At 74.4% G+C, this 25701-nt stretch carries 19 protein-coding genes; 14 read left to right on the forward strand and 5 right to left on the reverse strand.

From position 1 onward, the window contains the following. The first annotated feature begins 1 nt into the window (after position 1). The 6 genes from SVTN_RS28970 to argF all read left to right on the forward strand — a co-directional run bounded on the left by SVTN_RS28970 (position 2) and on the right by argF (position 13310). A complete protein-coding gene (locus SVTN_RS28970) occupies positions 2-3826 on the forward strand; it encodes a tubulin-like doman-containing protein (protein ID WP_245727667.1) in 3825 nt (1274 codons plus the stop codon). After that, positions 3823-6348 carry a hypothetical protein gene (locus SVTN_RS28975; protein ID WP_041131737.1) on the forward strand — a complete coding sequence of 842 codons (2526 nt, stop codon included), beginning with the start codon at positions 3823-3825 and terminating at the stop codon, positions 6346-6348. The genes SVTN_RS28970 and SVTN_RS28975 overlap by 4 nt, the downstream gene beginning before the upstream one ends. Beyond that, positions 6345-8687 carry a hypothetical protein gene (locus SVTN_RS28980; RefSeq protein WP_245727669.1) on the forward strand — a complete coding sequence of 781 codons (2343 nt, stop codon included), beginning with the start codon at positions 6345-6347 and terminating at the stop codon, positions 8685-8687. The genes SVTN_RS28975 and SVTN_RS28980 overlap by 4 nt, the downstream gene beginning before the upstream one ends. Next, positions 8684-10903, forward strand: a complete 2220-nt coding sequence (locus SVTN_RS28985; RefSeq protein WP_041131738.1) for a hypothetical protein — start codon at positions 8684-8686, stop codon at positions 10901-10903. The genes SVTN_RS28980 and SVTN_RS28985 overlap by 4 nt, the downstream gene beginning before the upstream one ends. A 50-nt stretch (positions 10904-10953) precedes the next feature. Next, positions 10954-12186: an arginine deiminase gene (locus SVTN_RS28990; protein WP_041131739.1), complete on the forward strand. Its 1233-nt coding sequence runs from the start codon at positions 10954-10956 to the stop codon at positions 12184-12186. Between the two features lie 110 nt (positions 12187-12296). Next, positions 12297-13310, forward strand: coding sequence for an ornithine carbamoyltransferase (argF, locus tag SVTN_RS28995; protein ID WP_041131740.1), 1014 nt, complete (start codon positions 12297-12299; stop codon positions 13308-13310). Between the two features lie 73 nt (positions 13311-13383). Here the strand turns inward: argF and SVTN_RS29000 are convergent, their stop codons facing one another. Beyond that, complete coding sequence (locus tag SVTN_RS29000; protein WP_052499350.1) at positions 13384-13878, reverse strand: ATP-binding protein; 495 nt, start codon at positions 13876-13878, stop codon at positions 13384-13386. A 237-nt stretch (positions 13879-14115) separates the two neighbouring features. Here SVTN_RS29000 and SVTN_RS29005 point away from each other — a divergent pair, with 237 nt between their 5' ends. The 3 genes from SVTN_RS29005 to SVTN_RS29015 all read left to right on the forward strand — a co-directional run bounded on the left by SVTN_RS29005 (position 14116) and on the right by SVTN_RS29015 (position 17785). Further along, complete coding sequence (locus SVTN_RS29005; protein ID WP_041131741.1) at positions 14116-14943, forward strand: enoyl-CoA hydratase family protein; 828 nt, start codon at positions 14116-14118, stop codon at positions 14941-14943. Beyond that, a complete protein-coding gene (locus tag SVTN_RS29010) occupies positions 14928-17228 on the forward strand; it encodes a bifunctional salicylyl-CoA 5-hydroxylase/oxidoreductase (protein WP_041131742.1) in 2301 nt (766 codons plus the stop codon). The genes SVTN_RS29005 and SVTN_RS29010 overlap by 16 nt, the downstream gene beginning before the upstream one ends. 80 nt (positions 17229-17308) lie before the next feature. Beyond that, positions 17309-17785, forward strand: a complete 477-nt coding sequence (locus tag SVTN_RS29015) for an anthrone oxygenase family protein (protein ID WP_041131743.1) — start codon at positions 17309-17311, stop codon at positions 17783-17785. Positions 17786-17801: 16 nt separating this feature from the next. Here SVTN_RS29015 and SVTN_RS29020 read toward each other — a convergent pair whose 3' ends face one another. Further along, complete coding sequence (locus SVTN_RS29020) at positions 17802-18416, reverse strand: TetR/AcrR family transcriptional regulator (protein WP_041131744.1); 615 nt, start codon at positions 18414-18416, stop codon at positions 17802-17804. 106 nt (positions 18417-18522) lie between these two features. On the opposite strand from SVTN_RS29020, the gene SVTN_RS29025 reads away from it, so the two are divergent. Continuing rightward, positions 18523-19092, forward strand: a complete 570-nt coding sequence (locus SVTN_RS29025) for an ester cyclase (RefSeq protein ID WP_041131745.1) — start codon at positions 18523-18525, stop codon at positions 19090-19092. Positions 19093-19111: 19 nt separating this feature from the next. Here SVTN_RS29025 and SVTN_RS29030 read toward each other — a convergent pair whose 3' ends face one another. Continuing rightward, the gene (locus SVTN_RS29030; protein ID WP_041131746.1) at positions 19112-19762 is read right to left on the reverse strand and encodes a CGNR zinc finger domain-containing protein; all 651 of its coding nucleotides are present in this window, start codon (positions 19760-19762) and stop codon (positions 19112-19114) included. 137 nt (positions 19763-19899) lie between these two features. Here SVTN_RS29030 and SVTN_RS29035 point away from each other — a divergent pair, with 137 nt between their 5' ends. Both SVTN_RS29035 and SVTN_RS29040 read left to right on the forward strand, forming a co-directional pair. Next, a complete protein-coding gene (locus SVTN_RS29035) occupies positions 19900-20829 on the forward strand; it encodes an arginase family protein (RefSeq protein ID WP_041131747.1) in 930 nt (309 codons plus the stop codon). Further along, complete coding sequence (locus SVTN_RS29040) at positions 20826-21335, forward strand: hypothetical protein (protein ID WP_052499351.1); 510 nt, start codon at positions 20826-20828, stop codon at positions 21333-21335. The genes SVTN_RS29035 and SVTN_RS29040 overlap by 4 nt, the downstream gene beginning before the upstream one ends. A 1-nt stretch (position 21336) precedes the next feature. Here SVTN_RS29040 and SVTN_RS29045 read toward each other — a convergent pair whose 3' ends face one another. Together SVTN_RS29045 and SVTN_RS29050 are read right to left on the reverse strand one after the other, a co-directional pair. Beyond that, a complete protein-coding gene (locus SVTN_RS29045) occupies positions 21337-22164 on the reverse strand; it encodes a PaaX family transcriptional regulator (protein ID WP_041131748.1) in 828 nt (275 codons plus the stop codon). A gap of 25 nt (positions 22165-22189) precedes the next feature. Next, positions 22190-23812: an AMP-binding protein gene (locus SVTN_RS29050; protein ID WP_041131749.1), complete on the reverse strand. Its 1623-nt coding sequence runs from the start codon at positions 23810-23812 to the stop codon at positions 22190-22192. A gap of 234 nt (positions 23813-24046) precedes the next feature. Between SVTN_RS29050 and SVTN_RS29055 the strand changes: the two genes are divergently transcribed. After that, positions 24047-25234 (forward strand): acyl-CoA dehydrogenase family protein, encoded by a 1188-nt coding sequence (locus SVTN_RS29055; RefSeq protein ID WP_041131750.1) that lies wholly within the window; start codon positions 24047-24049, stop codon positions 25232-25234. Between the two features lie 50 nt (positions 25235-25284). Beyond that, positions 25285-25698, forward strand: coding sequence for a RidA family protein (locus tag SVTN_RS29060; RefSeq protein WP_041131751.1), 414 nt, complete (start codon positions 25285-25287; stop codon positions 25696-25698). Positions 25699-25701 lie beyond the last annotated feature (3 nt).

Genomic DNA, 25701 nt, shown 5'->3' on the forward strand with positions numbered 1-25701 from the left:
CATGAAGATCTACCAGCCCATGCTCTTCGTCGGACTCGGCGGCACCGGCGGAAAGATCGGCAGCGAACTCGAACGACAGCTGCGCCGGGAGCTGTGCGGACCCGACGGCACCGACCTCGTCGACGGCGGCCGCCGGCTGCCCTTCCAGCTGCCCGACTGCCTCCAGTTCGTCTACGCCGACTTCAGCGAGGGCGAACTCCTCGGCTACCCCCAGTTCCGGGCCAAGGGCGCCGAGGGCGCCGCCTTCGCCCGTACCTCCCGCATCGTCCGCGACCTGCTGCCCACCGACTTCGACTCCTCGCCCGAAGTGGCCCGCATGCTGCGGGTCTCCCTCCACGAGGAGACCCGGTCCTGGCTGCCGCCGCAGGCCCGCCAGCCGCGCGTCGCCCCCCTCAACCACGGCGCCGGACAACTGCCGACCGTCGGGCGCTCCGCCCTCTTCGCGACCCTCCGCTCCGGCCTCGACCCCGTCCTGCGGCAGCTCCGCGAGGCGATCGGCGCCATCGGGCAGGCGGCCGGCGACCTCAAGCGGGTCGGCGGCGGCCGCATCCGGGGCTGCGACGTCTTCGTCGCCTTCTCCGTCGCCGGCGGCACCGGCGCCGGCATCTTCTACGACTTCATCCACCTCATCGGGCACGAGTTCCGCAACGCCCACGTGCCCGGCGTGAAGATCTACCCCCTCGTCGTCATGCCCTCCGCCTTCCCGCCCGAGGCGGGCGGCGGCCGCGAGGCCGAACTCAACGCCGCCCGCGCCCTCGTGGACCTCTCCCGGCTCGTCGACGACCAGAACGTGCCCAACGCCCTCGACACCGTCGGCGACGTCGAGGAACACGGCCGGCTCAGCGTCACCTACCCCGGCGACGGGGTCGTCGCCCTGCGCCCCGCCACCATGCAGACCGCCTTCCTCTTCTCCAAGCCGGCCGTCATCGGCGCCGAGGACCTCCGCCGCTCCATCACCGCCATGGTGATGTCGCTGATCGGCACCGAACTCGGCGAGGACAGCAACTCGGTGAACCGCGCGGAGGACGACTACCAGTCCTTCGCCGCCAGCTTCATCAACAAGGCCGTGGAGCGCTCGACCCCGGCCCGTACCGGCATCGGCTACCGCGGCATGTCCACCAGCCTCGCCGCCTCCCTCACCGTGCCCATCGACGACCTCGCCGAGATCGTCGCCGCCCGGCTTCTCGCCCAGGCCGTCCGCGGCATGTCCGAACGCGCCCGGCGGCCCGCCCGGGACGGCCAGGACATGGTCCGGGACCTCTTCACCCGCTCCGGCATCGGCCGCCTGTGGAGCCGCGAGGCGCCGGACGTGCCGCTGCCCGAGCAACTGCCCCGGGGCAGCCGGGACATCACCCAGGAACTCCGGCAGCGGCTCAACGACATGGAGGACTCCCTCCAGCGCCTCGACGTCCACCTCGCCCGCGAGATCCCCCGCCTCACCGAGGACTTCAAGCCGGGCGCGGGCGCCCGCGAACTCCTCGGCCTCATCGGCCCGTTCCAGCTGGAGACCGTCCTCGCCGGCCTGCCGGGACACCCCGACCGGGTGGCCAGGGAAGGCTTCACCGGCATGCTCGACAACCGGCGCAACGACCCCGAACGGCCCCCGAACGTCCAGACCGCCGCCCCCAACATCCCCCACATCAGGCGCAGCGTCGGCGGAGTCGTACCGGCCCGGTGGACCGACCCCGACGTCCAGGACACGCTCGCCGCGCAGCAGGCCTGGTACCAGTGGCGGGCCCGGGTCCTCTGGCACCGCGGCTGGCAGGCCGGCGAGAACCAGTGGCGGCGCTCCCTCAACCGCGTCACCGCCGAGATCGCCGAACTCACCAAGGTGCTCCGCGCCCACGAGCAGGACGAGGCGAAGTCCTTCGCCGACAGCCGCCGCGAGCTGTACCGGGACGACCGCGCGGGCATCGCCTACCTGCTGCCCCCGCAGAACACCCTGCGCGCCTTCTACGACGACGTCGTCGACCGCCTCGCCCAGAGCGAGGGCCTCCCCGAGACCACCGACGCCGCGACCCTCCTCGACCGGCTCGTCGGGCCCGACGACTGGCGGCGCGCCCTCGACGCGGTCCGCCGCTCCTCGGGGGCGGCCGTGAAGGAGATCAAGCAGGTCGTCGAGCGGCGGGTCAAGCGCCTCTTCGGCGAGGCCAACGAGGACGTCTTCGCCCGCCCCCTGCTGCCCTCCATGGAGCTGCTGCTGCGGGCCGCCGCGGGCGACGAGACCGCCGAGGCCAAGGTCGACCCGCGCTGGCTCGACCAGTTCCGCTCCCGGCTCGCCGGACTCCTCCCGGTCGGCTTCATCCCGGACGGCAGCGGCCCGCTCAAGATCCTCATCGTGCACCCGGCGAGCGAGTCCGACGGCCGGGCCGCCGACTTCCTCGCCCAGGAACTCAACCTGCCCTCCCGGGTGTTCCCCGAGTGCCGGGCCGTCGACACCGACTCCATCACCGTCGTCTTCTTCCGCAGCGGCATGAACCTCACCGACATCTCCGAGGTCCGCAACGTCCTCAGCCTCTGGTCCGAGGCCCGCGACTCCGGCGGCGAGGGCGACTTCCTGCACTGGCGCCAGCGGCTCGGCTACCAGGACGACTGGCTCGTCTCCACCGAACAGGACCGACAGCGCATCCTCCACCGGCTGCTCTGCGCCCTGTGGAACGGCCACATCGCCGCCGAGGGCCCCGCCGACTCCCCCCGCCTCGTCCGGATCCGCCTCCAGGAGGGCGAGTCCGCGACCATGTCGCTGCGCCTGGAGGGCTTCGACGGTTCGCTCTCCAGCTGGGCGGGGCTGCTGCGCGCGTACGAGCGGTGGGCGCTGCTCGACGAGGGGCAGATCATCGAGCAGTTCTGCGAACGGCTCATGCGCGCCCTGCCCAAGGGCCTCGCCCACGTCCCGGCGCCCCCGTCGCAGCTCTTCACCCACTTCGTGGAGCACGTCGCCCCGCGCCAGCTCGTCCTGATCGACGAGCTCGCCGCCGAGTACGGCGAGGCGGACAGCGAATGGCTCGCCCCGCTCCGCCACTTCTGGGAGGTCACCTACCCGGGCGCCCTCGACATGCGCTTCCCGAGCGCGGCCCACGCCACCCGCCCGAACCTCCGCACCCTCTACGACCGCCACGGCCCACGACAGGTCCGTGGCCAGGGCCGCCCGGCCGGACAGCGCCCGGGGCACGTCCCCCGGGCCCGCCAGGAGCCCCGCCCGCGCAGGGGGTACGAGGACGGAGCCGGGTACGGGCCGAGGCCCGGGTACGAGACCGGCACCGCCTACGAGTCCCGACCCGCCTACGAGTCCCGACCCGCCTACGAGTCCCGCCCCGGGTACGACTCCCGCCCCGGGCACGAGCCCCGCCCCGGGCACGAGCCTCGGCCCCGGTACGACGAGGGCGCCGCCCACGAGCCCCGACCCGCGTACGACGAGGGTGCCGGGCGCGAGCCCCGACCCGGACACAAGCCCCGGCCCGCCTACGACGAGGGCGCCGCCCACGAGTCCCGGCCCGGGCACGGGCCTCGACCCGCGTACGACGACGGGGCCGCTTACGAGGCCGGCCCCGGGCACGAGCCCCGCCCCTCGTACGACGACGGGGCCGGGCGTGAGGACGGGGTCCGGCGCGACCCCCGTTCCGCGTACGCGAACCGGCCCGCGCCCTCCGCCCCCTCCGCGCCGTCCGTCTACGAGGACGACTGGGAACTGGAGCCCGAGCCGGACTTCGGGCCCGACTACGAGGAGTACGGGGAGTACGAGGGGTACGAGGCCGGCCACGGCCCGGAGTTCGGGCCCGCCGACGGCGAGCCGCACCGCCGCGACCGGGCCGGTGAGGCGGAGTGAGCCCACGCGCCCTTCCCGTCCTGCCCGAACGGCCGCTGCCGGGCCACGCCGTCTGCCTCGACCTGCGCACACCCGTGGGGGAGGCGTACGACTCCGACGCCGCCGTCCGCGCGGCCCTGGACGTCCCGCAGCCCGGCGGCGAGCGGCGCTTCCTCGTCGTCGACGAGGCCGACCGGCTCGTCGCCCACCAACTGCTCTACGAACGCCTCTCCTCCTACGGGCCCGCGCACGTCGTCTGCCTGGCCGTCGGCACCCGGGGCGAACGGACCCTGAGCCGTTCCCTCACCCTGCGCCCGCCCGCCGCCGGCGTCCTGTGGGTCTTCGACTCCACGGAGGACGGCGTCCCGGGCGAGGCCGTCCTGCGCCCGCTCGTCGACGTCCTGTCCACGCCCGAGGTCTTCGACGCCGTCCTGCGCGCGCTCGGCGAGGTGGTGCACGGCGTCGCCGTGCCCGCCGTGCGGGTCCTGGAGCACGACCTCACCGACGAGGCCCGGGCGCGGGCCTGGCGGCAGGCGGTGGAGGGCCTTGCCGGACCCGACGTCCCGGCCGGGAACGTCTCCGCCGACCAGGTGCCGGGCGCGCTCGCGCTCCTCCTCGGCGAGGGCGTCCCGCGCTCCCTGTCCGGTCACCGGTGGCTGCCGGCCCACGGCCGGGCGGGGGCCCGGCTCGCCGCCTGCGAGGAGGCGGTCGGCGAGGCCGTCGACGGCTACCAGCGGGTCCGGGGCCCGGCCGGTCTCCTCACCGGCGCGGGCCGGACCGTCGACCTGCCGGCGGACGTCGAGCGGGTGACGGAGGAGCTGAACCGGTTCCGTACCGCCGTCGCGGACGCGTTCGGCGCGGTGGGCGGCACCCGGCTCACCGCCGAGCACCGGGGGGTGCTGCGCGACCGGGGGGTCGAACTGCCGGAGCTGCCGCGGGAGATCTCGCGGGCCGGGATCGTCCCGGCGCTGCGCGACCTCACCCACGACCTGATCGGCAAGGGGCTGCCGCTGCGGTCCGTGGCGGCCCGCCTCTCCGCGCTGTCGGCGCGCACCGCGCCCGTGGGCAGTGCGGCCCGGCTCGCCCGGCTCGACGCGATCTGCGGTCCCGAGCGGCTGCGGCGGCTCGGCGGCCGGTACCCCTTCACGGCCGGCGGTTCGCGCCCCGCGGCCTTCGCCGTCACCGGCCTCCTGGCGCTGCTCGCCGGGCTCTGGCCGCTGCTCGGCTGGGTCCTCGGTCCGGCCGTCGGCGCCCTCGCCGCCGGGCTCGCCCATCTGATGCTGCGACGCAGGCCCAACCGCTCGCCCGACGGCCGGATCGACGGCGGTGGTGCCACGGGCGCGGCGCCCCGGCTCTTCGGCGGACTGCTCGGCGGTCTCCTCGGGGCGGGCCTCGGCCAGTTCCTCGGCCTGCCCGTCTGGGCGGGTGCGGTGGCGGCGACCGTGTCCGTGGCGGCCGTCGTCCTGCTCGCGCTGCGCGACTGGAGCCGGGCCGTGGACGACTGGTGGGCACGCGCCGACCCGGAGGAGGCCTGGCGGATCCTGCGGGAGATCCAGGACCTGGTGGTCACGACCGCCGTGCACGACTGGCTCTTCGCCGAGGTGCGCCACCACTGCTCGGCCGGGGCGGGAGCCGTGGCCGGGCTGCTCCGGGGCCTCGCGGAGACCGCCGACGCGCACGGCCGGCCGCACGCGGCGCGGACGGCCGACCGCCCGGAGGCCGATCCGCCGCCACCGGCCCGGGAGACCGGTGCGGCGTCCTGGAGCTGGGAGGACTGGAGGGACGACGCGGACGACTGGGGGGACGGAGCGGAGGACGAGCTGTGGTCCGACCCCGTCGGGGAACCCACGGCAGGGACGGACCCCGCCGCCCAGGAGCCGCCGCCGTTCCCCGACTCCGGGGACGGGCCGCCCCTGCCCCTCCCCGCGCCCGGGTGGCTGGAGCGGCGGTACGGGGACGGGGGCCCCGCGCTCGTCGACACCCTCGTCGGCGACCTGGTCGCCGGCACCGTCCTGATCCTCGACCGGTGCTGGGCGGGCATCGAGCGCGACCCCGGCGCCCTCGCGCGGGCCGGTCACGAGCAGCGGCTCACGGAGCTCCTGGACGAGACCCGGCTGCGTCTGGAGCGGGACGTGGCCGCCTCGCCGCCGCCCCGGTACGAGGGCCTGCCCGACCCCGACGCGCTCACCTCCCTCGCGGCCCTCACCGACCGTTCCGACCGGCCGGACGCGGCCCGCCTCACCGGGGTGGCCGCCGACGCGGTGGCCCGGCTGCTCCTGGCCGAGGACGACCCCGACCGTACGGTCGCGCTGTGCGGCCCCGAGCATCTGCGGCTGCTCTCCCACGATCCGCTCGCCGCCCGGCAGGTCCGGTTCGTGCCCGAGGCGATGCGGCGCGGGGCCGCCGGGGACGACATCTGGCGGGGCACCGCCGAGGACGTGGTGTGGACCGGCGCGGGACGGCACGCCGGCATCCTCCGTCTCGTACCGCTGCGCACGGACGTCGTGCACACCGTCCGCGCCGAGGAGGCGGGAGAAACGTGACCGACCAGAACCACCCGACCGACCAGAACCACCCGAGCGACCCGAACCACCCGACAGACGCGAACCCTCCGACCGACGCGCACCACCCGACCGGCGGGCACCGTCCGAGCGACCCGAACCACCCGACAGACGCGCGCCGTCCGAGCGACCCCAACCCCCCGACCGACCCGAACCATCCGATCGGTCCGGACCACCCCGACCACCTGAGCGAGCCACGCCCGCCGACCCATCCGTACTACCAGGAGCTGGAGTTCCTCACCCCCTGGGAGGTGCCGGTCCGCTTCGCCGTCCGGTACGGCGAGGACCGCCGCCCGCCCGGCCGCCCCGGCGTCCTCGCGCGCCGGGCGACCCTGGGGACGGGCTCGCCCGTCCTCCAGTACCGGCTGGCCTCGTCCGCGCAGGGCGACTCCGACGCGTACGCCCTCCTGGAACGGGAGGTGACGGCGGCCGTCGCCCTCGAACGGCGGTACGGCACCGCGAAGTTCAGCGCGGTCTTCGCCCGTGTCGTCGGCTTCGACCTGACCGCCGCCGAGCCCTTCGTGCTGTACCGGCCGCCGTCGCCGACCGCACGTCCGCTGTCCGAGTGGGCGGGACGCCTCGGCGCCGAGGACCAGGAGCGCATCACCGGCCAACTCGCCATGGCCGTACGGCTCCTGGGCGGGGCCGAGCTCGTGCACCGGGCCATCGGACCCGACACCGTACGGTGGGACGGCGCCCGGGTCCGGCTCTGCGAGCCCTACGCGGCGCAGCGCACGGGGGAGCCCCGCGAGCCCTTCGGCGGCGCCCCCTGGGCCTCGCCCGAACAGCGCGCGGGCCGGGGCACCGCCGACCCGCGCGACGACCTGTGGTCCGTCGCCGAACTCGCCTACCACCTGCTCGCCGGACGCCCCGACCGGGGCGAAGGGCCCCCGGCGGACCTGGCCGACTACCGCCGTCTCGCCGCCCTCGGGCAGAGCGGCCTCTTCGCCGCGCGCGCGGCGGACCGGCCCCACCCGGCCGAGCTGCTGCGGCTGCTTCACGTCCCCGACCCGCTCGCCACCGGCGTCGGGGCGGCCGACCCGCTCGACCGCCGGCGTACCGAGTACGACACCCAGATCGCCAGGAAACGCGCGGCCTCCGGGGGCGCCGAACCCCACCGGGAGGCCGAGGAAGCGCCGTCGCAGGACCCGCGACCGTCGCGTCCCTCCCTCTTCGACCGGATCTTCGGCGGCGGGGGCGAATCCCTCCGGCCGGTCGCGCCCGAACCGGTGGCGGAACCGCTCCCGTCCGTGCGGAGCCGCAAGTGCCCGCACTGCCTGCTCCCCGTCGAGTACGACGAACGGTTGCTCGTCACCATCGACGCCAAGGGCAACCGGATCCCGCTCGACCTCAGCGCCGAACGCCGCTCCGGCCACGTCGCCGACGCCCTGCGCAAGGCCTACCACCTGTGCCCGCACACCGTGGACGGCGAGGAGGAACACGAACTCCCCGTCCCCTACCTCACCAACGGCGAACCGCTCTCGATCGCCCTCGTCGGCAGCTCCTCCGTCGGCAAGACCCACCTCCTCGCCGCCATGCTCGGCGAGGTCGAACTCGGCGGCCTCGAACCGTACGGACTCAAATGCCGGCCCCTCAACCCGGAGGTGCACCGCACCTATCTGCACGAACGCGTCCAGAGCCTCCATCAGGGGCGGCAGCTGGGCCGTACCGGACAGCAGACCTTCGCGCGCTTCGCCGACGGCCTGCTCGTCCAGGCGGGCGGCGCCACGCCCCGGCCCGTCGTCTTCTTCGACCTCGCGGGCGAGGACCTCGCGCAGGACGGGGAGGTCGGCCGCTTCCTCATGGGCGTCGACGCGTTCGTCTTCGTCCTGGACCCGCTGCGCGCCCTCCGGCTGCCCGGCCTCGACCCGGTACGCGAACAGAGCGGGCTGCGGCGGCGCGACCTCGGCGACGAGGCCTTCGCCACCGTCCTCAACCGCATCCCCCGGCAGCGCGGCGGACTCGTCGCCGCGCCCGCCGCGCTCGCCGTCAACAAGAGCGACCTCGTCCGCTTCGAACCGGTCGTCGACCGCTGGCTCGGCCGGGCGCTGCCCGGCCGTCACGACCCCGCCGCGCTCCGGGAGGAGAGCCGCGACGCGTACGCCTTCCTCGCCCACCACGCCAGCGCCGCCTGGCTCAAGCCCTTCGACGACTGCGCCGACTGCACCCTGCACTTCGTCGCCGCGACCGGCGGGCAGGCGCGCGGCGACCGATTTCCGCACGGGGCCCGGCCGCGCCGGGTCCTCGCGCCGCTGCTGTCGCTCTTCGCCCGGTGCGGGCTGCTGCCCGGGGCGGAACCTACGGAGGGGATCGTCCGATGACACGGTCGGAGAACGAGGTCGACCAGATCGTCTTCCGCTGGGACAGCGAGAACCTCACCGGCAACACCGGCTTCGGACCCGTCGCCTGGTCCGGGCCCCGCGACGAGGCCGAGAACCTCTTCCGGATCTCCGGACCCGTCCTGCGGGCCAGCGGGGAGGAGACCCGGCCGGCCCTGATCCGGCTCCAGCAGCGGGCGGGCGTGATGCTGATCCGGCGCCTGCCGTTCACGGACGCCGACGGCGGGACGTCCGTGCTCTGCCACGCCCTCGTCGGCTCGCCCGCCCTCCTCGACCCCGCCGTCTGCCTCGGCCTGCACGCCTGGAACTGGGAGGGCGCGGCCGCCGTGGACCTCGCCGAGGCGCGCGGCGGACGCCTTCCGGTGGTACGGGAGGAGGTCCTCATACCGGCGACGGGCCGCGGACAGGGGGCGCTCGACGAGACGCTGCCGTACGTGGCGGAGGAACTCACCGGAACCGTCGCCGAGTTGCTGCGCCACCCCGACGACCGGTTCACCGTCCTGGACGAACGCGGCGACACCGCCTGCGCCGTGCTGTGGGGGCTGCACAGCATGTTCGAGGCGGTCGTCGACCGCCGCTGGACCTTCGCCACCCACGACACCGTCGAACTGCCCGCGCTCCGCTTCGCGTTCGTCGGCCGCTGGTCCGGCGCGGCGAGCCGCAACACCGAACGCCGCCGCGTCGACCCGCGCGAACGGTGCGGCGACCGGGCGGAGGAGCTCGCGACCCGGCTCGTCCGCCACCACCTGCGGGGGGTGGCGGAGGGGGAGGGAAGCGAGTACGCCGTCGGCAGCGCCCTCCACGCGGCCGCCACCGCCCGCCGCACCCCCCTCCTGGAAACCGCCGCCCGAGCCCTGACCACCCTGGACAAGACGACACGCCCGGCGGACCCATCACCGCGCCGGCGCCAGGGCGCGCCGGACTCCCGGCACCCGGCCGCGCCGGACGGCCGGCACCCGGGCACGTCGGACTTCGGACATTCGGCCGCCCCGGCCCCCCGGTACTCGAACGCCCCGCGTGCCGCCTACCTCGACCCGGCGGGTGACGGGCAGGCCGACCCGCGCGGTTCGCAGTACCCGAGCTCCCGGGGCCCGTGGTCCGCCGCCCCCGGTCCGGTTCCGGCACCGGCCCCGTCGGGCCGGGCCGACGGGGCCGGCCCGGTCGACGCGGCGGCGGTCGACGGTCCGGCCCGCGCCGGTACGGAGCGCCCGGAGTCGCCGGGGCGTCGGCCGGAGGCCGGTGACCGGTGGGGGACGTCGTGGCCCACCGACCCGCCGGACACCTCGGACGATCACGTGCCCGAGCCGCCGTCCGATCCCGGTCCGGCGCCCCGGACCGCGCCCGCGTATCCCCCGGAACCCCCACCGGCGCCCGTACCTCCGCCCCCTTCCGTACCCCGGTCGCCGGCCGAGCCCCCGCCCGCCCCCCGTCCCGCCGACGAGCCGCACGGCGCCGGTGCCTTCCCCCGGCCCGTGCTGCCGCTCGTCGAGCCGCAGTGGACCGGGCCCGGCAAGGGGGCCAGGCGGCGGCGGTCGCGTGAGCGGGAGGTCGAGACCTCGCTCGTGCACAAGCTGCCGACCGTGCGCAGCGTCGAGGAGGCGCGGGAGCTCGTCTCGCGGGGCGGCAGCCGCGAGCTGCTCGACGCGCTGCGCCGCCCCCAGGCGTACGCCGTCGTCACCGTCCTCCTGCGGGAGGTCGCCCGGCGCCTGCCGTCCTGGGGGCATCCGCTGCGCCGGGAGCTCTGCGATGTGGTCATCCACAGAGAGCTGTGGGCCGTCGCCCCGCCCGCCGCGCGGAACGACCCCGAGGAGCCGGCGGAGGGGCTGCGCGCGGCCAACGCCGCCGAGCTGCACCGCTGGGCGGTCCGCCCCTTGCTCGGCCGCGGCGACGCCCCGGTCGGCACGGTCGCCGAGCTGCTCTCGCGGCTCCGGACGCGCCCGGAGCCGTCCGCCCGGGAGGCGTTCTGGCTGATCGTGGACGGGGAGCGGCCGGGCCTGCCGGACGCGGTCTGGCTGACGCTCCTGAAGGAGGCGTACGGCATGCCGCGCACCGTGCACCGCCCGGCGGGGCCCCCGCTCGCCCACCCGGACGACCCCGGCAGCGGCTACACCCGCCGTTTCCTGCGCCGCGCCGCGCTGCTGATCGGAGGTCTGGTGGTCGCGATCGTCCTGATCGGCGTGGCCCAGTGGGGCAGGTGACCCGTGTCGAAAGGCGGGCCAGGGCCGCCCGGCTCCGTCAGGATGGGCGTATGGGATTCCATGTCGATTCCGAGACCGGGCGGCTGCGCCGCGTCATCCTGCACCGGCCCGATCTGGAGCTGAAGCGCCTCACCCCGTCCAACAAGGACGCCCTCCTCTTCGACGACGTGCTGTGGGTCCGGCGGGCCCGGCAGGAGCACGACGGTTTCGCCGACGTGCTGCGCGACCGGGGGGTGGAGGTGCACCTCTTCGGGGACCTGCTGCGCGAGGCCCTGGAGGTGCCGGCGGCTCGCGCGATGGTCCTCGACCGGGTCTTCGACGAGAAGGAGTACGGGCCGCTGGCGGCCGATCACCTCCGCGCGGCCTTCGACTCGCTGGACGCCGCCGTGCTCGGCGAGGCGCTGGTCGGCGGCATGACGAAGCGGGAGTTCCTGGCGGCGCACCGGGAGCCGACCTCGGTCCGCTTCCACGCCCTGGACCTGGACGACTTCGTCCTCGGTCCGCTGCCGAACCACCTCTTCACCCGGGACACCTCGGCCTGGATCTACGACGGCGTCTCCATCAACGCGATGCGCTGGCCGGCCCGGCAGCGCGAGACGGTGCACTTCGAGGCGATCTACAAGCACCATCCGCTGTTCACGGGTCCGGAGGCGGGGTCCTTCCACCACTGGTCGGAGGGGCAGGCGGACTATCCGTCGACGATCGAGGGCGGTGACGTCCTCGTCATCGGCAACGGCGCCGTGCTGATCGGGATGAGCGAGCGGACCACGCCGCAGGCGGTGGAGATGCTGGCCCGTGGAATGTTCGCGGCGGGTTCGGCGCGCACGATCATCGCGCTCGACATGCCGAAGCGGCGGGCGTTCATGCACCTGGACACGGTGATGACGATGGTGGACCAGGACGTGTTCACGCAGTACGCGGGGCTCGGCATGCTCCGCTCGTACACGATCGAACCGGGTGACGCGGGGCAGTCCCTGCGGGTCACCGACCATCCGCCGGAGCAGATGCACAGCGCCATCGCGGCGGCCCTCGGGCTTCAGGACATCCGGGTGCTCACGGCGACCCAGGACGTGCACGCGGCGGAGCGCGAGCAGTGGGACGACGGGTGCAACGTGCTGGCGGTGGAGCCGGGGGTGGTCGTCGCGTACGAGCGGAACGTCACGACGAACACGCATCTGCGCAAGCAGGGCATCGAGGTGATCGAGATCCCCGGCAGCGAGCTGGGCCGGGGGAGGGGCGGTCCGCGCTGCATGAGCTGTCCGGTGGAGCGGGACGCCGTCTGAAGACCACGGACGGGAGGGGGGAGGGGGCTGTATAGAAATGTTGAAGTGTGTATACACTTCCATAGTCCCGACCGTCGTCCTCCCGACCCGTACCCACAGGAGCACGTCCCATGGCCACTGACCTCACCGGCCGCCACTTCCTCAAGGAGCTGGACTTCACCGCCGAGGAGTTCCGCGGCCTGATCGCGCTCGCCGCCGAGCTCAAGGCCGCCAAGAAGGCGGGCACCGAGGTGCAGCGGCTGCGCGGCCGGAACATCGCCCTGATCTTCGAGAAGACCTCGACCCGCACCCGCTGCGCCTTCGAGGTCGCCGCCGCCGACCAGGGCGCCTCCACCACCTACCTCGACCCCTCGGGCTCCCAGATCGGGCACAAGGAGTCGGTCAAGGACACCGCCCGCGTCCTCGGCCGGATGTTCGACGGCATCGAGTACCGGGGCGACAGCCAGGCGAACGTCGAGGAGCTCGCCGCCTTCGCGGGCGTGCCCGTCTTCAACGGGCTCACCGACGACTGGCACCCCACCCAGATGCTGGCCGACGTGCTCACCATGACCGAGCACGTGGACAAGCCGATCGACGGGATCGCCTTCGCCTACCTCGGCGACGCCCGCTTCAACATGGGCAACTCCTACCTGGTCACCGGTGCCCTGCTCGGCATGGACGTCCGGATCGTCGCCCCCGAGGCGTACTGGCCGGCCGAGGACGTCGTCGCCGCGGCCCGCAAGCTCGCCGAGACCAGCGGCGCCACGATCACCCTCACCGAGGACGTGTCCGAGGGCGTCGCGGGCGCCGACTTCGTCGTCACCGACGTCTGGGTCTCCATGGGCGAGCCCAAGGAGGTCTGGGACGAGCGGATCGCCGCTCTCGCCCCGTACTCCGTGACGATGGAGGTGCTGCGCGCCACCGGGAACCCGGACGTCAAGTTCCTGCACTGCCTGCCCGCCTTCCACGACCTGGGCACGGCCGTCGGGCGGGACATCCACGCCCGGCACGGCCTGACCGAGCTGGAGGTCTCGGACGAGGTCTTCGAGTCGGCGCACTCGGTCGTCTTCGACGAGGCCGAGAACCGGATGCACACCATCAAGGCGGTCCTGGTCGCGACGCTGGCCGATCCGGCGGGGAAGTAGCTCTACGGGCTCTGTGGGCTCTGCAGGCTCTGTGAGCTCTATGGGCTCTATGGGCTCTATGGTTCTGCAGGCTTTACGGGTGGCGCCGCTGGGCCGGTATCCCCGGGAGCGTGAACCAGACCGCCTTGCCGTGCGCGGTGGGGCGGTGACCGCAGTCGCTGCTGAGCGCCCGGATCAGGAAAAGGCCGCGGCCGTGCTCCTGCCAGGGGTCGACCCCCACCTCCGGGTCCGGGCAGACCAGCTCACCGGGGCGGGCGGGCTGGGAGTCGTGCACCTCGATCTGGCAGCCGCCGGGCGCCGAGAGCAGCTCGACGACCAGCTCGATGGGGCCCGCGCCGGTGGTGTGCTCGACGGCGTTGGCGACGAGCTCGGCGGTGAGCAGCTCCGCCGTCTCGCTGTCGGGGCGGCCGGCGGCCCCGGGGTCGATGTCGGTGAGCGCGGTACGGACCAGGGCGCGGGCGATCGGCACGGCGGCCGTGGTGTGGGGCAGGCGGATGCGCCAGGAGGTGGCGGGTCCGGTGGTGTCGATTCCGGAGCTTACGGCCGCGGATCCGGTGGCTTCGGGCATGGGGGGCAGGCTCCCTTCACCGAGGGCGGGCGGGCGGGTGAGTGGGGTGGGGGCATCCCGAGACGTCCTGGTTTCAACCTTACGGGGTGCAAAATCCGCTTCCCAGGGCACCCCCGCCTTCCCGGTAGGGACTTCGGTCATCGGCCTTCCGGGACCTTGGGGCCACCCTTATCGCGTACTCGTGACGACAGTCACACTACGGTGATACCCTCCGTGCGGAGGAAGGAGGCCCCTCGAATGAGCCCCTTTACCGGCTCCGCGCCCCGCACGTCACGCTGGCAGCACCTGCGCCTGGACATCGACCAGGGCGTCGCCACCGTCACCCTGGCCCGCCCCGCGAAACTCAACGCCCTCACCTTCGGCGCCTACGCCGATCTGCGCGACCTCCTCGCCGAGCTCTCCCGCGAGCGCGCCGTCCGCGCCCTCGTCCTCGGCGGCGAGGGCCGCGGCTTCTGCTCGGGCGGCGACGTCGACGAGATCATCGGCGCCACCCTCGCCCTCGACACCGCCCGGCTCCTCGACTTCAACCGGATGACCGGCCAGGTCGTCCGGGCCCTTCGCGAGTGCCCCTTCCCCGTCGTCGCCGCCCTCCACGGCGTCGCCGCCGGCGCCGGGGCCGTCCTCGCCCTCGCCGCCGACTTCCGGATCGCCGACCCCACCACCCGCTTCTCCTTCCTCTTCACCCGGGTCGGCCTCTCCGGCGGAGACATGGGCGCCGCCTATCTGCTGCCCCGGGTCGTCGGACTCGGCCACGCCACCCGCCTCCTCATGCTGGGGGAGCCCGTCCACGCGGCCGAGGCCGAGCGCATCGGCCTCCTCAGCGAGCTCACCGAGGAGGGTGCGGCGGGGGAGCGGGCCGCCGCCCTCGCCCGCCGCCTCGCGGACGGCCCGGCCCTGGCCCTCGCCCAGACCAAGGCCCTGCTGACCGCCGAGCTCGACATGCCGCTCGCCGCCGCGGTCGAACTGGACGCGGCCACCCAGGCACTCCTGATGAACGGCGAGGACTACGCCGAGTTCCACGCCGCCTTCACGGAGAAACGCGCCCCGAAATGGCGGGGGTGCTGACGGTGCCGGGCGAGGCCCCCGGGGCCGGCGGCGGAAGGGGCCCCCGCAGCGTCGCCGTCATAGGCGGCGGTCCCGGCGGGCTCTACGCCGCCGCGCTCCTCCTCCGCCAGGACCCGTCCCGCGAGGTCACCGTCTGGGAGCGGAACGCCCCCTCCGACACCTTCGGTTTCGGCGTCGTCCTCTCCGACGAGACCCTCGGCGGCATCCGGGACGCCGACCCCGTCGTGTACGAGGCGCTCCGCCGCGAGCTCGTCCGCTGGGACGACATCGACGTCGTCCACCGCGGCCACCGCACCACCTCCACCGGCCACGGCTTCGCCGCCCTCGGCCGCCGCCGGCTCCTGGAGATCCTGCACGCCCGCTGCGCTGAGCTCGGCGTACGGCTCCGGTTCCGCACCGAGGCCCCGCCCGCCGCCGTCCTCGCCGCCGACCACGACCTGGTGATCGCCGCCGACGGCGTCCACAGCCACACCCGCGAGACGCACGCCGAGCACTTCCGCCCCCGGATCACCAGCCACCGCTGCCGCTACATCTGGCTGGCCGCCGACTTCCCCTTCGAGGCCTTCCGCTTCGAGATCGCCGAGACCGAGTACGGCGTGATGCAGCTCCACGCCTACCCGTACTCCACCGACTCCTCCACCGTCATCGTCGAGATGCGCGAGGAGGTCTGGCGGGCCGCCGGCTTCCACGAGCTCGACGAGGCCGAGTCCGCCGCCCGCTGCGCCAAGGTCTTCGCCGAGGCGCTCGGCGGCCGGGAGCTCCGCTCGAACAACTCCGCCTGGACCGCCTTCCGTACCGTCGCCAACCAGCACTGGTCGTACGGCAACACCGTCCTCATCGGCGACGCCGCCCACACCGCGCACTTCTCCATCGGCTCCGGCACCAAACTGGCCGTCGAGGACGCCGTCGCCCTCGCCGCGGCCGTCGCCGCCCACTCGGACCTCGACGAGGCCCTGGCCGCGTACGAGACCGAGCGCCGTCCCGTCGTCGAGTCCACCCAGCGCGCGGCCGGCGCCAGCCTGCGCTGGTTCGAGGAGCTCGCCGGGCACGTCGACCGGCCGCCCCGCCGCTTCGCCTTCGACCTGCTCACCCGCAGCCGCCGCGTCACCCACGCCAACCTGAAGCTGCGCGACCCGGCCTTCACCGCCGCCGTCGAGGAGGACTTCGGCTGCCCGCCCGGCACCCCGCCCATGTTCACGCCCTTCGAGCTGGGCGGACTGACCCTCCGCAACAGGGTCGTCGTCTCGCCCATGGACCTGTACGTCGCCGAGGACGGCGTCCCCGGCGACTTCCACCTCGTCCACCTCGGCTCCAGGGCCCTCGGCGGCGCCGGACTCGTCATGACCGAGATGGTCTGCGTGAGCCCCGAGGGCCGCATCACCCCCGGCTGCACCGGCCTCTGGACCGACGAACAGGCCGCCGCCTGGAGTCGCATCGCCGACTTCGTCCACGCACAGTCGCCCGGCACCGCGCTCGGCGTCCAGCTCGGCCACTCCGGCCGCAAGGGCTCCACCCGCCGCATGTGGGAGGGCATCGACCAGCCGCTCCCCGAGGGCAACTGGCCCCTCGTCGCCGCCTCGCCCCTCCCGTACCGGACCGGCGTCAACCAGACCCCGGCCGCCCTCGACCGCGCCGGACTCACCGCCGTACGCGAGCAGTTCGCCGCCGCCGCCCGCCGCGCCGCCCGCAGCGGCTTCGACCTCCTCGAACTCCACTGCGCCCACGGCTACCTCCTCTCCTCCTTCCTCTCCCCGCTCACCAACCACCGCACCGACGTCTACGGCGGCGACCTCACGGCCCGACTGCGCTACCCCCTCGAAGTCTTCGACGCGGTACGGGAGGCCTGGCCGGCCGACCGCCCCATGACCGTCCGGATCTCCGCCACCGACTGGGCCGAGGGCGGCACGACCGCCGAGGACGCCGTCGGGATCGCCCGCGCCTTCACGGACCACGGCGCCGACGCCATCGACGTCTCCACCGGCCAGGTCGTCCCCGACGAGGAGCCCGCCTACGGCCGCTCCTACCAGACCCCGTACGCCGACCGCATCCGCAACGAACTCGGCGTCCCGGTGATCGCGGTCGGCGCGATCTCCTCCTGGGACGACGTCAACTCCCTGCTCCTGGCGGGCCGCGCCGACCTCTGCGCCCTCGCACGCCCGCACCTCTACGACCCGCACTGGACCCTGCACGCGGCGGCCGAGCAGGAGTACCAGGGCCCGGCCGCCCCCTGGCCCGCCCCGTACCGCGCGGGCAGCCGCCGCCCGCCCACCGGCCGCCGGGAGTAACTCCCGTACGTGGACGCTCGCGCATGCGGGTGCGACGCGGAACCATGGTCCGCGCACAGCCCCCGCCCTTGAATGAGGGCATGACGGAAAACAGGGGTGGAAAGGGTGCCGGGGCGGTCCTCGGCACGGCGACGGCGGCGAGCGGACTGCTCGCGGGGGTGTGGTTCGCGTACGTCTGCTCGGTGATGCCGGCGCTGGCGCGCAGCGACGACCGGGTCTACGTCGAGGTGATGCGGAACATCAACGACGTGATCCAGAACCCGGTGTTCTTCACCCCGTTCTTCGGGGTGCCGGTCCTCACGGCGGTGGCCGCCTGGCAGCACCGCGCCGGCCGGGCGCGGGTCTGGACGCTCGCCGCGTTCGTCCTCGGCCTGGCGGTCCTCGTGGTCACCTCGGCGGCGAACGTCCCCCTCAACGACGCCCTCGCGGCGACCCAGGACCCGACCGCCGCCCGCGCCGCCTTCGAGACCCCGTGGGTGGCGTGGAACCTGGTCCGCGCGGTCCTCGGCACGGCGGGCCTGGCCTGCCTGCTGCGGGCGCTCGCCGTACGGAACTGATCCCTCTTCAGGAACCTCAGGGCGTCCGCAGGGTGGCGAGCGCGGTGCGGAGGAGGAAGGCTTCGGCGCGGTCCCAGGGCCAGCCGTTCTCGGCGACCAGGGTGCGCCAGCCGCCCGGTCCGAACCAGAACCACAGGAGGTCCGCCGTCTCCTCCTCGGGGCGGGGGGCCGGCGCCAGGGTGTGCAGATGGTGCGCGGCGGTGCGGAGGGCGGCGCGGTAGTCGGCGGTGGCGCGCTCCCACAGCGCCTCGCCGTCCTCGTGCGAGGGCAGCGCCTTGTGGATCGCCTCGTGCACGGCGAACATGCCCTCGTTCCCCGCCCGGGTGCCGCGGGCCAGGGCCCCGAGGGCCGCCTCCGGGTCCCGTTCGGCGAGTACGGCGTCGATCGCCTGCTCGTAGCCGGAGGCCCGTACGGCCGTGTCGACGATCTCGTTGAGGATGTCGCTCTTGCTCCCGGCGCTCGCGAAGACGGCCTTCGCCGAGACGCCCGCCCCGGCCGCGATGTCCGCGACGGTCACCCGCCCGTAGCCGCGTTCGGCGAACAGCCGGGTCGCCGACCGGAGGATCTCCGCGCGCGTCTGGGCGGCGGCCTGCTCCCGCCGGGGCGAGACGTACTTGCGTGTGGTCGGCATGGGGTCAGCCTAGTCGAGGAAGTGCTCGACCTATTCAATAGGTGGTGTGTAACCTGAATATCGGTCAGGGCGGAGCACCGCCCCCTGCGCGAGAGGAACCGAACCGATGGGAATGTCACCCGAGGACGCGGCCCGCGGACTCTTCACGGTCCTGGCGACCGGAGACGCGGCGCTGGCCGCGGAGGTCGTGCACAAGGACTTCACCAACCGCGAGGCGGTCGTCTCGCCCGCCGCCTGCTCGCTCCCCGGGCCGGCGGGCGCGCTGGCCTCGGGCGCCTGGCTGCGCGCCGCCTTCACCGACCTGAGCTTCCCCGTCACCGACCTGGTCCGCGACGGCGACCGGGTGTGGATACGGCTGCACATGCGGGGCCGGCACACCGGCCCCTTCGTCCACTACCGGGACGGCATGCTCCTCCAGGCGATCCCGCCCACCGGGGCCGAGATCGACTCCGAGCAGGTCCACCTCCTGCACCTGCGGGACGGCAAGGTCGTCCGGCACGAGGCGGTCCGCGACGACCTCGCCCTGGCCGGGCAGCTCGGCGTGTTTCCCCCCGGCCCCGCCGTCCAGCTCATCCAGGACTGGCACGCGACCGAACGCGCGGCCCGGGCCGCTTCCGTGATCGCCGAGGCCGCGGAGAAGGCGGCGGCCACCGCCCGCGCGTACGCGCGCGGCTGAGGGAGCGGCCGCCGTTTCTCTACTGCGGGCCCGGACCCGCGTCGTCCGCCTGCTTGCGCCGGTAGTGGGTCCGGCCCTTGGCGGAGTTGCCGCAGGTGGCCATGGAGCACCAGCGGCGGCGGCCGCCCCGGGAGCTGTCGAGGAACACCCAGCCGCACCGCATGCCGGGGCAGACGCGGGTGCGTTCCAGCGGCAGCTCCCGCAGCAGGTCGAAGGCCCGCAGGGCGAGTTCGTGGTGGAGGTGGTCGAGCCCCGAGGTCCCGACGTCGGCCCGGAGCTCCGGCGCGGTCCCGTGGAAGGTGAGGCGCGCACGGGCGACCGCGTGCTTCCAGTGGGTCTCCACCCGCTCGACCGCCTCCGCCGGAGCCGGGGCGTCCTGGCGGATCAGTGCTGTGAGCAGGTCGTGCAGGGCCTCGCGCAGCTCGCGGGTGCGGGCCAGCGCCCGCTCGGCCCCGTCGGGCTCGGACTCGGCGAGCCGTCGCAGGGCGGTGAGGTCGGCGGGGGCGAAGTGGCCGGTGAGGGCGGCCCATTCCAGCAGGCGCGGATAGCCGTCGAGCCAGTCGACGGACTCCGCGTCGCGCGCCGTCACCGTGTTCACGAGGTCGATGACGACGTGCCCGCCGACCAGGTCGCGGGGCCTGAAGGTGTGGGGCCGGATGGTCGCCGTCACGCCTGACCGCCTTTCACGCTTGCCTTCTTGCCTTCTTCGATCCAACCAGTGTACGGATGTTATCCGGTTGGAACAGCATCCCGGATGGACCGGATGGACCGGATGGACCGGATGGACCGGATGAATAGGAGAAGCCCATGGCCGCCGCCACCGTCGAGCTCATCACGGCCCCCTGGAACCTCGGCCTGCGACCGCCCGCCCCGGGGCGCGAGCCAGGAACCTGGCGGACCCCGCGAGCACTCCTCTCGGCGGGCCTCGGGGAACGCCTGCGGCCGGCCCGGGTGGTGGAGCTCGACCGTCCGCCGTACGAGTTCGACGCGCAGCCGGCGACCCGCATCCGCAACGGGGTCACCCTCCGCGAGCACACGCTGCTGCTCGGCGAGGCGGTCCACGCCGCGCTCGCCGCCTCCCGGTTCCCGGTCGTCCTGGGCGGCGACTGCAGCATCCTGCTCGGCTGCCTGCTCGGCGCCCGGCGCCACGGACGCTGCGGACTGGTCCACCTCGACGGACACAGCGACTTCCGGCACCCCGGCAACCACGACGCCGGTGCGCTCCTCGGCTCGGCCGCCGGAATGGACCTGGCCCTGGCCACCGGCCGGGGCGAACTGCTGCTCACCCACTGGCCCGAGATCGGCCGGCCGCTGGTCGCCGACGAGGACGTGGTCCAGATCGGCGACCGGGAGGAGGGCGAGGAGAACCCCCCGGCCACACCCCCGGTCACCCGGTTCACCGCCCGGGAGATCCAGCGGATCGGCGTGGCCGAACTGGGCGAGCGGGTCGTCCGCCGCCTGGAGGAGCGCGGGCTCGACCGCGTCTGGCTCCACCTCGACCTCGACGTGCTCGACGAGCGCGTCCTGCCCGCGGTGGACTCCCCGGGCCGCCCCGGCCTGGACTTCCCCCAGCTGTCCGAGCTCGTCTCGACCCTGACGGCCACCGGCCGGGTGGCCGGGCTCGACGTCGCGATCTACGACCCGGAACTCGACCCGGACGGTGCGTACGCCGCCCCCGTCGTCGACTGCCTCACCCACGCCCTGACCCCGCTCGCGACCGTGGAGGCCCACGCATGAAGACCCTGCTCGCCGACGGCCCCAGCCCCCTGTACCCGACCGAGATGGAGCAGTTCGGACGCCTGGCCGGACAGTGGGCGACCCTGATCACGTACCACCCCGCCGACGGCTCACCGGCCCGCCACGTCGACGGCGCCTGGGAGTTCGGCTACGCCCTGGAGGGCAGGGCGGTCGTGGACGTCTGGCAGTGGCCCGGGCGCGAGGAGCTCCCCGCCGAGGGGCGCGCCGCCGACCAGGAGTGCGGTCTGTGCGTACGGATCTGGGATCCGCGCCTCCAGCTGTGGCGGTTCACCTTCCACGGCACCGCCCGCGGCGACGTGGTGCAGATGTACGCCCGCCGGATCGGCGACGAGATCGTCATGGAGCGCGCGGTCGGCGGCGACCTGGTCCGCTGGACCTTCGCCGACATCACCGCCGACACCTTCCACTGGCGCAACGAACGGTCCACCGACGGCGGCCGCACCTGGCGGCTCGACCAGGAGGTCGAAGCCCGCCGCGTGCGGTGACCTAGGGGGTGTCCTCTGAGAGGAACGGCCGGACGTACTCCGCGCCCCGGTCCCGCAGCAGTTCGTGCAGGGCCGTGAAGACCTCCGCCGAGCGGCGGCCCGGCCAGTCGTCCGGCAGGAGCTCCGCCGGGAGCACCGGGTCCGCGTAGGGGAGTCGGCGCCAGGAGTCCAGGGCGAGGAGGTAGTCCCGGTAGGCGTCCTCGGCGCCCGCCGGGGCCGTCCGCCAGGCCCGCAGAACCGGTTCGTGGGCGGCCAGGAACTCCTCGTGGAGCCCGGCGATCGCCGGCAGGTCCCACCAGCGGGCCACCGCCTCGGCCGTCGCCGTGTACCCCAGGTGGTCGCCGCGGAAGAGGTCCACGTACGGGGAGAGCTCAAGGCGCTCCAGGGCGTTCCGGGTCTCCTCGTACAGCCGGGCCGGCGCGATCCAGACGCCCGGCGCCGCCGTGCCGAAACCGAGCCGGGCGAGCCGGGACCGCAGCAGGTGCCGCTTGTGCCGCTCGGCCTCCGGCACCGAGAAGACGGCGAGGACCCAGCCCTCGGACAGCTTCGGCTCCGTACGGGCGTAGATCCGGCGGTCGCCGTCGTCCAGGAGCCGGCGGGCGTCCTCCGAGAGGGCGTACCCGGCGGCGCCGTCCGCCGTCCGGCCCGGCAGCAGCAGCCCGCGCCGCTTGAGCCGCGACACCGAGGAGCGCACCGAGGGCGCGTCGACGCCGAGCACGCCGAGCAGCCGGATGAGCGCGGCCACCGGCACCGGCGACTCGTCGGGCGCACGACCGTACGCGCCGTAGAAGGAGACGATCAGGGATCGGGGAGTGTGCTGCTCGGCCACGTGATCACTTTAGGCCGTACGCAGATCAGGCGGGGTCCCGCAGCAGGAAGCGCTGGAGCTTGCCCGTCGCGGTGCGGGGCAGGGCGTCGAGGAAGACGATCTCCCGGGGCGACTTGTACGGGGCGATGCGGGCGCGGACGAAGGCCCGCAGCGCGGCGGCGGTGCTCGCGTCGCGCGGCACCCCGTCCCGTACCACGGTGTACGCCACGACGACCTGGCCGCGCAGCTCGTCCGGGCGGCCCACGACGGCCGTCTCCACGACGTCGGGGTGGTCGAGGAGGACCTCCTCGACCTGGGGTCCGGCGATGTTGTACCCGGCCGAGATGATCATGTCGTCGGCCCGTGAGACGTAGCGGAACCAGCCGTCGGGTTCGCGGACGTAGGTGTCGCCCGTGACGTTCCAGCCGTCCCGTACGTACTCCTCCTGGCGCGGGTCGGCCAGATAGCGGCAGCCGACCGGGCCGCGCACCGCGAGCAGTCCCTCCTCGCCGTCGGGGACGGCTCTGCCCTCGCGGTCGACGATCCGGGCCTGCCAGCCGGGCACCGGACGCCCTGTGGTGCCGGGGCGGATGTCGCCGTCGGCGGCGGATATGAAGATGTGCAGCAGCTCGGTCGCGCCGATGCCGTTGATCAGGCGCAGACCGGTCCGCGCGTACCAGGCCTTCCAGGTCGCCTCCGGCAGGTTCTCGCCGGCCGAGACGCAGCGGCGCAGCGAGGCCACCTCGGGGGCGGTGCCCTGGGTCAGCTCGTCGAGCATGACCCGGTAGGCCGTCGGGGCGGTGAACAGCACCGTCACCCGGTGCCGCTCGATCGCCGCGAGCAGCTGCTTGGGCCCGGCCTGTTCGAGGAGGACCGCGCTCGCCCCGGCCCGCAGGGGGAAGACGACGAGCCCGCCGAGGCCGAAGGTGAACGCGAGCGGCGGCGAGCCGGCGAAGACGTCGTCGGGCAGGGGGCGCAGGACGCGCGCGGAGAAGGTGTCGGCGACGGCCAGGACGTCCCGGTGGAAGTGGACGCAGCCCTTGGGCTGCCCGGTCGTGCCGGAGGTGAAGGCGATCAGGGCCACGTCGTCGGCGGCGGTCGCCACCGCCTCGTACGGGCCGGGGTGGCGTTCGGCGAGGGCGAGGAGGTCGTCCGGTCCGTCCCCGCCGAAGGGGGTGATCCGGAGCCCGGGTATCCGGGCCGCGAGGAGCTCGTCGAGCGCATGGGCGTCGCAGAGCGCGTGGGTGCACCGGGCGACCTCGGCCATCACGGCCAGCTCGGGGGCGCGCTGCTGGGCCAGAACGGTGACGGCGACGCCGCCGGCCTTCATCACGGCGAGCCAGCAGGCGGCCAGCCAGGGGGTGGTGGTGCCGCGCAGGAGGACCCGGTTGCCGGGCAGGACCCCCAGGTCGGTGGTGAGGACGTGGGCGATGCGGTCCACCCGGTCGCGGAGCTCCCCGTAGCTCCAGACGTTGCCCTCGCCGTCGTGGAAGGCGGGCCGGTCGGCGCCGAACCGTTCCACCGTGCGGTCGAGGAGTTCGGTGCCGCAGTTGAGCCGATCGGGGTAGACCAGCTCGGGGAGGTCGAAGACGAGACGGGGCCAGAGGCCGGGCGGGGGCAGCCGGTCCCGGGCGAACGTGTCGAGGTGGGCCGAAGGTGTCAGCTCCATGAGTCCGTCCCCCTGTCGTGGTGGGGTCGTCCGTCGCTCGACGAGCGTATCGTGTTGGTGACGGCAGTCAACGGTTCGCGACAAGGGTGCTCATGGGCGCCGGGACGAAGGCGCCGCACGGCGCCGCGGCACGGGCGCCGGAGGGCGTACGGACGGAGGCGCCGCACGGCGCAGGGACGAGGGCGTCGGAAGGCGTCAGGACTAGGGCGCCCGAGGGCGTCAGAGAGGGCCCACATGCCCGCATTCTCGCTCGATCCGGCACAGACCACCTGGTGTGCGCAGCTCAGCGCGCTCGCCGCCGAACGCCTCAAGCCCCTCGCCGACCAGGGCGAACCCGGGCGGGTCAACCGCCCCCTGGTCGCCGCCCTCGGCGAGCTCGGCCTCCTCGCCCGCCTCTTCGAGGCCGGCGCCCTCGACCTCTGCCTCCTGCGTGAATCCCTCGCCCGGACCTGTACGGAGGCCGAGACCGCCCTCGCCCTCCAGGGCCTGGGCACCCACCCCGTCGCCGCCTTCGGCACCCCCGCCCAGCGCGCCCGCTGGCTCCCCGAGGCCACGGCTGGACGGGCCGTCGCCGCCTTCGCGCTCTCCGAACCGGACGCCGGCTCCGACGCCGCCGCCCTCGCCCTCGACGCCGTCCCCGACGGGCGCGGCGGCTGGCGCCTGCACGGCGAGAAGCGCTGGATCTCCAACGCCCCCGAGGCCGACTTCGCCACCGTCTTCGCCCGCACCACCCGCGGCGCCGGAGCCCGCGGCGTCACCGCCTTCCTCGTCCCCGCCGACCGGCCCGGCCTCGGCGGGGAGCCGCTCGACATGCTCGCCCCGCACGCCCTCGGCACCCTCACCTTCGACGGCGTCCCCGTCGGCCCCGAGGACCTCCTCGGCGAACCCGACGGGGGCTTCCGGGTCGCCATGAACACCCTCAACCTCTTCCGGCCCAGCGTCGGCGCCTTCGCCGTCGGCATGGCCCAGGCCGCCCTCGACGCGGCCCTCGCCCACACCGCCGCCCGCCCCGCCTTCGGCGGCGTCCTCGCCGACCTCCAGGCCGTCTCGCACCGCGTCGCCGAGATGGCCACCCGCACCGAGGCCGCCCGCCTCCTCGTGTACGCGGCGGCCGTGGCGTACGACGAGGGCGACCCGGACGTCCCCCGGCGCTCCGCCATGGCCAAGCTCCTCGCCACCGAGACCGCCCAGTACGTCGTCGACGCGGCCGTCCAGCTGCACGGCGCCCTCGCCCTCCAGCGCGGCCACCTCCTGGAACACCTCTACCGGGAGGTCCGCGCACCCCGGATCTACGAGGGGGCGACGGAGGTGCAGCGCACGATCATCGCGAAGGAGCTGTACGCGAAGGTGCAGCGGACGAAGGACACGAAGGAACAGAACACGGAGAAACAGAAGGCTGAGAAACAGAAGACTGAGAAATAGAAGACTGAGGAGCAGAAGACCGAGGAACAGAAGACGGAGGAGCCGACCCCATGACCCTGCACCGCCACAACCCCGCCGAGCTCTCCCCTCCCACCGGCTTCTCCCACGCCGTCACCGCCACCGGCACCCGGCTCGTCTTCCTCGCCGGGCAGACGGCCCTCGACACCGAGGGCAAGGTCGTGGGGGAGGAGCTCACCGAGCAGTTCACCACCGCCCTCGGTAACCTCCTCACCGCCCTGCGGCACGCCGGCGGCACCCCCGCCGACCTCGCCCGCGTCACCGTCTACACCACGGACGTCCCCGGCTACCGCGACCACGCCCATGAACTGGGCCGGATCTGGCGTCGATTGGCGGGCCGCGACTACCCGGCGATGGCCGTCATCGGAGTCGTACGCCTCTGGGACGAGCAGGCCCTCGTCGAGCTCGACGGCTTCGCGGTCCTGGACGAGCCGGCACCTGCTTGATCA

It is taken from the genome of Streptomyces vietnamensis (assembly GCF_000830005.1).
Taxonomy (GTDB): Bacteria; Actinomycetota; Actinomycetes; order Streptomycetales; family Streptomycetaceae; genus Streptomyces; species Streptomyces vietnamensis.